Annotated in this window: 3 protein-coding genes and 3 rRNA genes; 2 read left to right on the forward strand and 4 right to left on the reverse strand. The window is 60.1% G+C overall.

From position 1 onward, the window contains the following. Positions 1-47 precede the first annotated feature (47 nt). Positions 48-440, forward strand: a complete 393-nt coding sequence (locus VMV82_11155; GenBank protein HUY42103.1) for a hypothetical protein — start codon at positions 48-50, stop codon at positions 438-440. Between the two features lie 3 nt (positions 441-443). Here VMV82_11155 and VMV82_11160 read toward each other — a convergent pair whose 3' ends face one another. Further along, on the reverse strand, positions 444-866 hold the full coding sequence (locus VMV82_11160; GenBank protein HUY42104.1) for an HAD-IA family hydrolase: 423 nt from the start codon (positions 864-866) through the stop codon (positions 444-446). 221 nt (positions 867-1,087) lie between these two features. On the opposite strand from VMV82_11160, the gene VMV82_11165 reads away from it, so the two are divergent. Then, positions 1,088-2,194, forward strand: coding sequence for a hypothetical protein (locus VMV82_11165; GenBank protein HUY42105.1), 1,107 nt, complete (start codon positions 1,088-1,090; stop codon positions 2,192-2,194). Between the two features lie 226 nt (positions 2,195-2,420). Here VMV82_11165 and rrf read toward each other — a convergent pair. The 3 genes from rrf to VMV82_11180 all read right to left on the reverse strand — a co-directional run bounded on the left by rrf (position 2,421) and on the right by VMV82_11180 (position 8,145). Continuing rightward, positions 2,421-2,537, reverse strand: a 5S ribosomal RNA gene (rrf, locus tag VMV82_11170). Between the two features lie 143 nt (positions 2,538-2,680). Then, positions 2,681-5,856, reverse strand: a 23S ribosomal RNA gene (locus tag VMV82_11175). A gap of 762 nt (positions 5,857-6,618) precedes the next feature. Further along, positions 6,619-8,145: ribosomal RNA gene (locus VMV82_11180) — 16S ribosomal RNA — on the reverse strand. Together the 16S, 23S and 5S rRNA genes form the textbook arrangement of a ribosomal RNA operon. Positions 8,146-8,338: the final 193 nt, after the last annotated feature.

The following is an 8,338-nucleotide window of genomic DNA, read 5'->3' on the forward strand; positions in this document are numbered from 1 at the left end:
ATGCGGTTTTCAGGAGAGCCAGCAAGGCGATAGCGTAGAGTGTGCTCATGCGTACCCCTCGCGCTCTCGCCGCAGCGCTTCTCTTGGCCGCTCCGTGGGCTACCGTCCGCGCGCAGACCACGCCGCAGCCGTCTCCCGTCCCGGTCCAGAGCGGTACCGTCACCGGACCCAACGCACCTCGCGGCTCAGGGATGTGGCGCCTCGTCGAAGCCCTGGACGGCATCACGCCGGCCCAGCGGCAGCAGCTGGAGGCGATCCGCGTACAATACATGCAGAGCCATCCGGCAAACACCATGCCCGATCGCTCGTCGATGCAGTCGCTGCGCGCCCAGGTGATGCACGTGCTCACGCCCACTCAACTAACCCAGCTCCGCTCCGAAGTCCGGCAGCTGCGTACGCGACGTGCCCAGCAAGGGATGGCCACGCCGCCGCCTGCGTAGCTCCTACGGGAGTTCCCGCACCGCAACGCGCCCGTTCTCCAGGCTGACCTCGACGCGGGCCCAGCCGGTGAGAACGCAGACTGCGCGCATTCCCGCAGCACGCGCTGCGCTCATGCCCGACGAGCTGTCCTCGAAGACGACGCACTCGTGCGCAAGCACGCCGAGCATCTCAGCGGCGTGCAAATAGCCCTCCGGCGAAGGCTTGGGCGTGTTGACGTCGTCCGCGCTGACGAGCACGCGCGGTACCGGCAACCGGCCGCGCTGGAGCAGCGAGACCGCAAGCTCGCGAGGGCATGACGTCACGATCGCCCAGGGCAGCGGCGCGATGCGCGCCAGAAGCTCGCCCGCACCTTCGCAAGCGTTACCGCGGCCGTCTACGAGCGTCCCGAAGAGATCGAAGAGTGCGGCGGCATACGAAAGACCCATCTCCTTGATATACTACCGTCATGCGGACGGGATCCGTCGGGCCGGCTCTCTTGGTTGGCCTCGCTCTCGCGGCGACGGCCTGCGCCGGCGGCTCCGGGAGCCAAAACCTCTCGTACCCCGGCGGACGGGCAGGCGCGCCGTCTCCCAGCTCGTGCAGGAGCGGATTCGCTACGCCGGATCCGAACGCCGTCGGCCCCTCGCCCGCGCCGATGCCATCCGGCTTGACCCTACCAGCGGGTTTCAGCGGCGCGATCGTCGCCAACGTGCCCAAAGCCAGGGAGCTCGCAATAGCACCGAACGGGGACCTTTTCGTCGGCACCGAGGGGAGCAGCGTTTTCATCGTTGCGCACGCCGACGATGCGGGCGCGGCCGCCACGCCGCAGATCTTTTGGACCGATCCTAACGGTGACGGCCCGAACGCGGGCGTTGCGTTGTCGCTCCAAGAATGCGCGCTCTACGTCGGGAGCAACACGGCCGTATGGATGGTCGGCTATCACCCGGGGGATAGAAGCGAATCTAGCGCACTGCACGTTGCGAGCGTTCGAACCGGCGGCGTCCCCGCGGGAAGCGACGGCGACGTGCATCGAACGACGTCGGTTGCGTTCACGCAAGGCGCACTCTTCGTCTCCATCGGATCGTCGTGCAACGCCTGCACGGAGGTCGACCCGACACGCGCAGTGGTGCTGCAGTTTGCGCCGACGGGCGGCAGCTACACGACGAAAGCTCATCGCATCCGCAATGCCATGGCGCTCGCCGTCGATCCCGTAAGCGGGCACCTCTGGGTTGCCGGAGCCGGGCAAGACGGCCTTCCCTACGCCCATCCGTACGAGTTCGCGGACGACCTGAGCGCGCACGCAGGCAACGCCGACTACGGCTGGCCCGACTGCGAGGAGAATCACGTCGCGTATGTCTCCGGTTCGAACTGCGCCGCCACCGTCGCGCCGATCGTCGAGCTGCCCGCGTATTCGACCATGATCGGAGCGACGTTCTATCCCGCACATCAAACCGGCACGAACGCGTTCCCCGCACGCTTCGGCGGCGGGCTCTTCCTGGCGGCACACGGCTCGTGGCATACCATTCCGGGGAGCTCCAGCTACTCCGCAGCGCCGCAAGTCGTCTTCATCTCGATGAACGGCGACACGCCGTCGACCCCGGTCAACTGGAGCGATCCTACCATGCAGTGGCAGACGTTCCTCGGCGGATTTCAACAAGACGGAACCGATCGAATCGGACGCCCGACCGGAATCGTCGTCGGGCCGACCGGTTCGCTCTTCGTCGCCGACGATCAAACCGGGAACGTCTACCGCATCAGACCAACGGGTCCGTAGTCAGCGGATGTACAGACCCCCGACTGCATCCGGGTTTACGATCTCGGGGTACATGCGCGGGCCCGAACACGTCACGTCCTTGTAACCGACGTGGATAATTCGTGCGCGCGATTTCGCCGCCGATGACATCGTTGATCGCCCAGCCTTGGTCCCGTCCCGGCACGCGCGCCATCACGACGGTTGGAAACGAAGAGGGCCCGCGTTTCCGCGGGCTCTCGTTCTGATTATCTGGCACCGACCTACTTTCGAGGGGCCTTGCGGCCGAACTATCATCGGCGCTGGCGGGCTTAACTGCCGTGTTCGGGATGGGAACGGGTGTGACCCCGCCGCCATGAGCGCCAGAAACTGGATCCCCAACCGCGATGGCGAGCCTTGGCTCGAGCCGATCGCGGTGGGAAACTCGGGTACCCGAAACGGCGAAGCCATTTTGGGCCCAAAGCTACACAGAGAAGAACTTCCAGGTGCCGCGCATGAGAGCATTCGTAGTTAAAAAGTTCCGAGCGATTAGTACCGGTCAGCTCCACACCTTGCGGTGCTTCCACCCCCGGCCTATCAACGTGGTAGTCTACCACGACTCTTCACCCTGCACGGGATTGAGGTCTCATCTTGGGGTCAGTTTCGCGCTTATATGCTTTCAGCGCTTATCTGATCCGAACATAGCTACCCGGCTATGCTCCTGGCGGAACAACCGGTTCACCAGAGGTTCGTTCGACTCGGTCCTCTCGTACTAGAGTCCACTCCCCTCAAACCTCCCGCGCCCACAGCGGATAGGGACCGAACTGTCTCACGACGTTCTGAACCCAGATCGCGTACCGCTTTAATGGGCGAACAGCCCAACCCTTGGGACCTACTACAGCCCCAGGATGCGACGATCCGACATCGAGGTGCCAAACCTCCCCGTCGATGTGGACTCTTGGGGGAGATAAGCCTGTTATCCCCGGAGTAGCTTTTATCCGATAAGCGACGGCCCTTCCATGCGGTACCGCCGGATCACTATGACCGACTTTCGTCCCTGCTCGACCTGTCCGTCTCGCAGTCAAGCACCCTTTTGCCATTGCACTCGTACGATCGGTTTCTGACCGATCTGAGGGTACCTTGGTGCGCCTCCGTTACTCTTTAGGAGGCGACCGCCCCAGTCAAACTGCCCGCCTGGTCCTGTCCGCCGACCGGATCACGGTCGCGCGTTAGAATCCCAGTAAGTTCAGGGTGGTATCCCAACGTTGGCTCCCTCGATGCCGAAGCACCGAGTTCACAGCCTCCCACCTATCCTGTGCAGAACCTACCAAAACCCAAGGCCAGGGTACAGTAAAGCTTCACGGGGTCTTTCCGTCCTGCCGCGGGTAACCAGCATCTTCACTGGTACTGCAATTTCGCCGGGATCCCCATTGAGACAGCGCCCAAGTCGTTACGCCATTCGTGCAGGTCGGAACTTACCCGACAAGGAATTTCGCTACCTTAGGACCGTTATAGTTACGGCCGCCGTTTACCGGGGCTTCGATTCACAGCTTCGCTTGCGCTGACCGCTCCTCTTAACCTTCCGGCACCGGGCAGGCGTCAGCCCCTATACGTCAGCTTTCGCTTTCGCAGAGACCTGTGTTTTTGGTAAACAGTCGCTTGGGCCTGGTTACTGCGACCCCCAATCGCTCTGTGCCGTGAAGACACTCACGAATGAAGGCACCCCTTCTCCCGAAGTTACGGGGTCAAGTTGCCGAGTTCCTTAACAGGGATTCTCCCGTCGCCTTAGCATGCTCTGCCAGTCTACCTGTGTCGGTATACGGTACGGGCACCTCGCTCCTTGCTAGAGACTTTTCTTGGCAGCGTAGAGTCGATCACTTCGGCTCCGTAGAGCCTCGCACTCGCTTCTCGGAGTATCGCCAGACGGATTTTCCTATCTGACCCCCTACCAGCTTCGACGCGGACATCCATCACCGCGCTGACCTATCTTCCTGCGTCATCCCTTTGCTTCACCCCACCACGCTGATCCCGAGCCACCGATCTTCTTCCCGCACGCATCAGCGTGGTGGGGACCCCGATCGCTCCTTAGCCCTCCGAGCCACTCGGCTCGGCGTGAAGTTCCCCAACTCGCTTACGCTGCGCTGGGGGCCCTCTGGGCCAAAGAACGTCGCGATCAATCGATGGATCTGGAACAACGGATGAGATACGGACTCCGGTGGCAGCCGAATATGAACGGCTTATCCATCGCCTACGCTTCTCAGCCTCGGCTTAGGTCCCGGCTCACCCTGAGATGATTGACATGGCTCAGGAAACCTTAGACTTCCGGCGTGCGTGGTTCTCACACGCATTTTTCGCTACTTATACCGGCATTCTCACTTGTGCCTCGTCCACCGGTCCTCACGGTCCGGCTTCAGCCTACTGCACAACGCTCCCCTACCACTGCCTTACGGCAGTCCATAGCTTCGGTTCGATGCTTGAGCCCCGTTACATTTTCGGCGCCACATCACTCGACCAGTGAGCTATTACGCACTCTTTCAAGGGTGGCTGCTTCTAAGCCAACCTCCTGGTTGTCAGGGCGACGTGACTTCCTTTCCCACTGAGCATCGATTTGGGACCTTAGCTGATGGTCTGGGCTGTTTCCCTTTTGACGATGGAGCTTATCCCCCACCGTCTGACTGCTGGACAATACGACCCGGTATTCGGAGTTTGATGGGGTTCGGTAAGCCGGTAAGCCCCCTAGCCCTGTCAGTGCTCTACCCCCGGATCTCAACATCCAACGCTAGTCCTCAAACTATTTCGGGGAGAACCAGCTATCTCCAAGTTCGATTGGCTTTTCACCCCTATCCACAGCTCATCCAACGTTTTTTCAACAACGACAGGTTCGGGCCTCCACGCACTTTTACATGCGCTTCACCCTGGCCATGGATAGATCACTTGGTTTCGGGTCTCCTGATGCAGACAATGCGCCCTTATCAGACTCGCTTTCGCTGCGGCTCCGGCTCTACGCCTTAACCACGCCTGCACCACGGAACTCGCCGGTTCATTCTTCAATAGGCACGCGATTAGCCCAGCCTTGCGGCATCGGCCTTTCACGGCTTGTAAGCACACGGTTTCAGATTCTCTTTCACTCCCCTTCCGGGGTTCTTTTCACCTTTCCCTCACGGTACTCGTTCACTATCGGTCATCAGGACATATTTAGCCTTGGAAGATGGTCCTCCCAGCTTCCCACAGGGTTTCTCGTGCCCCGTGGTACTCGAGATACGGATCGGAAGGCTGGAACCTTTCGTCTACGGGACTATCACCCGCTCCGGTGCGGCTTTCCAGCCGGCTTCGACTACACTCCAACTTGCTCACTTCCGCCAGGATCTTGCGCTCCTGGGCACCGCTCTCACAACCCCACCAACGCAACGCCGCAAAGCTTGCACGCTGATGGTTTAGGCTCTTCCCCGTTCGCTCGCCACTACTAGGGGAATCTCGGTTGATGTCTGTTCCTCCGGCTACTGAGATGTTTCAGTTCACCGGGTGCGCTCCGGACAGGCTATGGTATTCACCTGCCGGTAACCGCCCATGACGGCGGCTGGGTTGCCCCATTCGGGTATCTCCGGATCATCGCTCGTTAGCAGCTCCCCGAAGCTTTTCGCAGCTTACTGCGCCCTTCATCGCTCCTGATGCCAAGGCATCCACCATGTGCTCTTTGTTCACTTCTTCTTCGTTTCGGACTCTCTGCTGCCGCTCATCCCCTCGTTGCCCGCCGGCTCATGTACTCTTCGTACACTGCGCCGCCGGGCGCCTCGGTCTGACCAACAACAGTGATTCCTTATTTGACAGTCGTCTCCGACCGTCAAGAAACTCGAAATTGCATCCACACTCCGACGGAAATCAGAGCATGGACCGCGCACTTCCATGCGCTCTCGCGCATGAACGTTCTTCGCTATGCAGTTTTCAATGAACTCCCCACGCGGCTTCGCCTCGCGGGGACCCCCCGTCGCTTGAAAGGTTCCGAGGCACTCGCCTCGGTCTTCACGCACGGGAAATCTTCAGGGAACCCCTGATCTGAACAGGACAGCTCGGCGCGATCTCGCGATCGTCCGAGAGCTTCTGATGTCCGCCATCCCTGCGTTGCCAAGCAGCTGATGTACGTTGAAGTACATCGCGCCGCTTGGCGCCTTGGGCTGGACGAACATCGGGGCCTCTCGCCGAGGCTGCGCAACTGGGCTTGAACATCCCAGGCGCCGGCTCCGCCAACCCGCCCTCCGCTGTGCAGCAGGGGCCGATCCCTTGGAGCGGCGCTCGTCTGTGGTCGACCTAGGCGTACACATCTGCGAGGCTCGAGAGTCTCTGATCTCCGCCATCCCTGCGTTGCCAAGCAGTTGATGTACGTTGAAGTACATCGCGCCGCTTGACGCCTTGGTCTGGACGAAAATCGGAGCCTCTCTTCACGAGACACTCCAGATGCACGTACTCCTTAGAAAGGAGGTGATCCAGCCGCACCTTCCGATACGGCTACCTTGTTACGACTTCGTCCCCCTTACCTCACACACCTTCGGCCGCTTACTCCCTTGCGGGTGGCACAGCGGACTTCGGGTGCATGAAACTCAGGTGACGTGACGGGCGGTGTGTACAAGGCCCGGGAACGTATTCACCGCAGCGTAGCTGATCTGCGGTTACTAGCGATTCCGACTTCATGAAGGCGAGTTGCAGCCTTCAATCCGAACTGAGACCAGGTTTTGGAGATTGGCTTACTCTCGCGAGTTCGCAGCTCGTTGTCCTGGCCATTGTAGCACGTGTGTAGCCCCAGACGTAAGGGCCATGCTGACTTGACGTCATCCCCACCTTCCTCCGGCTTCTCACCGGCGGTCCCGCGTGAGAGATGGTTTTCACCACCAACACACAGCAAGGGTTGCGCTCGTTGCGGGACTTAACCCAACACCTCACGGCACGAGCTGACGACAGCCATGCAGCACCTGTCTCCCTGTCCGGTTGCCCGGAAAACCGTATCTCTACGGCCATCAGAGGATGTCAAGCCTGGGTAAGGTTCTTCGCGTTGCGTCGAATTAAACCACATGCTCCACCGCTTGTGCGGGCCCCCGTCAATTCCTTTGAGTTTTAACCTTGCGGCCGTACTCCCCAGGCGGGATACTTACTGCGTTTGCTACGGCACTGATGGGGTCGATACCACCAACACCTAGTATCCATCGTTTACGGCTAGGACTACCGGGGTATCTAATCCCGTTTGCTCCCCTAGCTTTCGCGCCTCAGCGTCAGAACAACCCCAGGTGATCGCCTTCGCCACTGGTGTTCCTCCCGATATCTACGCATTTCACCGCTACACCGGGAATTCCATCACCCTCTGATCGTCTCAAGAACAACAGTATCCACGCCGGTCCCCCAGTTGAGCCGGGGTCTTTCTTCGCAGACTTGCTGTCCCACCTACGCGCGCTTTACGCCCAATAATTCCGAACAACGCTCGCCCCCTACGTCTTACCGCGGCTGCTGGCACGTAGTTAGCCGGGGCTTCCTCCAGGGGTACCGTCATCATCTTCCCCCTCGACAGTGGTTTACGACCCGAAGGCCTTCTTCCCACACACGGCGTCGCTCCGTCAGGCTTTCGCCCATTGCGGAAAATTCCTCACTGCTGCCTCCCGTAGGAGTCTGGGCCGTCTCTCAGTCCCAGTGTGGCTGGTCGTACTCTCATACCAGCTACCCATCGTCGCCTTGGTAGGCCTTTACCCCACCAACTAGCTAATGGGACGCAGTCCCCTCTCCCTGCGAATCACTCCTTTCCTCTCCAGATCATGCGATCCAAAGAGCGTATGCGGTATTAGCTACCCTTTCGGATAGTTATCCCCCACAAGAAGGCAGGTTGACTACGCGTTACTCACCCGTCTGCCACTAACACTCATCTCGTATCGCTACTCCATGAATGCCCGTTCGACTTGCATGTGTTAGGCACGCCGCCAGCGTTAGTCCTGAGCCAGGATCAAACTCTCCAATAATACTCGGAGAGCCCTCTACATGGCTCGCTCGCTGACTTGTTGTTCGGCTGGTCAAAAATATACGGCATCTCTGCCACATACCCTCAACCAACTCGTTGAATTGTTTCCGTACGTCTTTGACATCTCTGCCAAAGGCGCCCGAGAACCCACAGACTTTATGCGCTTCTGTCCTGTTCAGTTTTCAAGGAGCCGC

The organism is Candidatus Dormiibacterota bacterium (assembly GCA_035532035.1).
Lineage (GTDB): Bacteria > Vulcanimicrobiota > Vulcanimicrobiia > Vulcanimicrobiales > Vulcanimicrobiaceae > Tyrphobacter.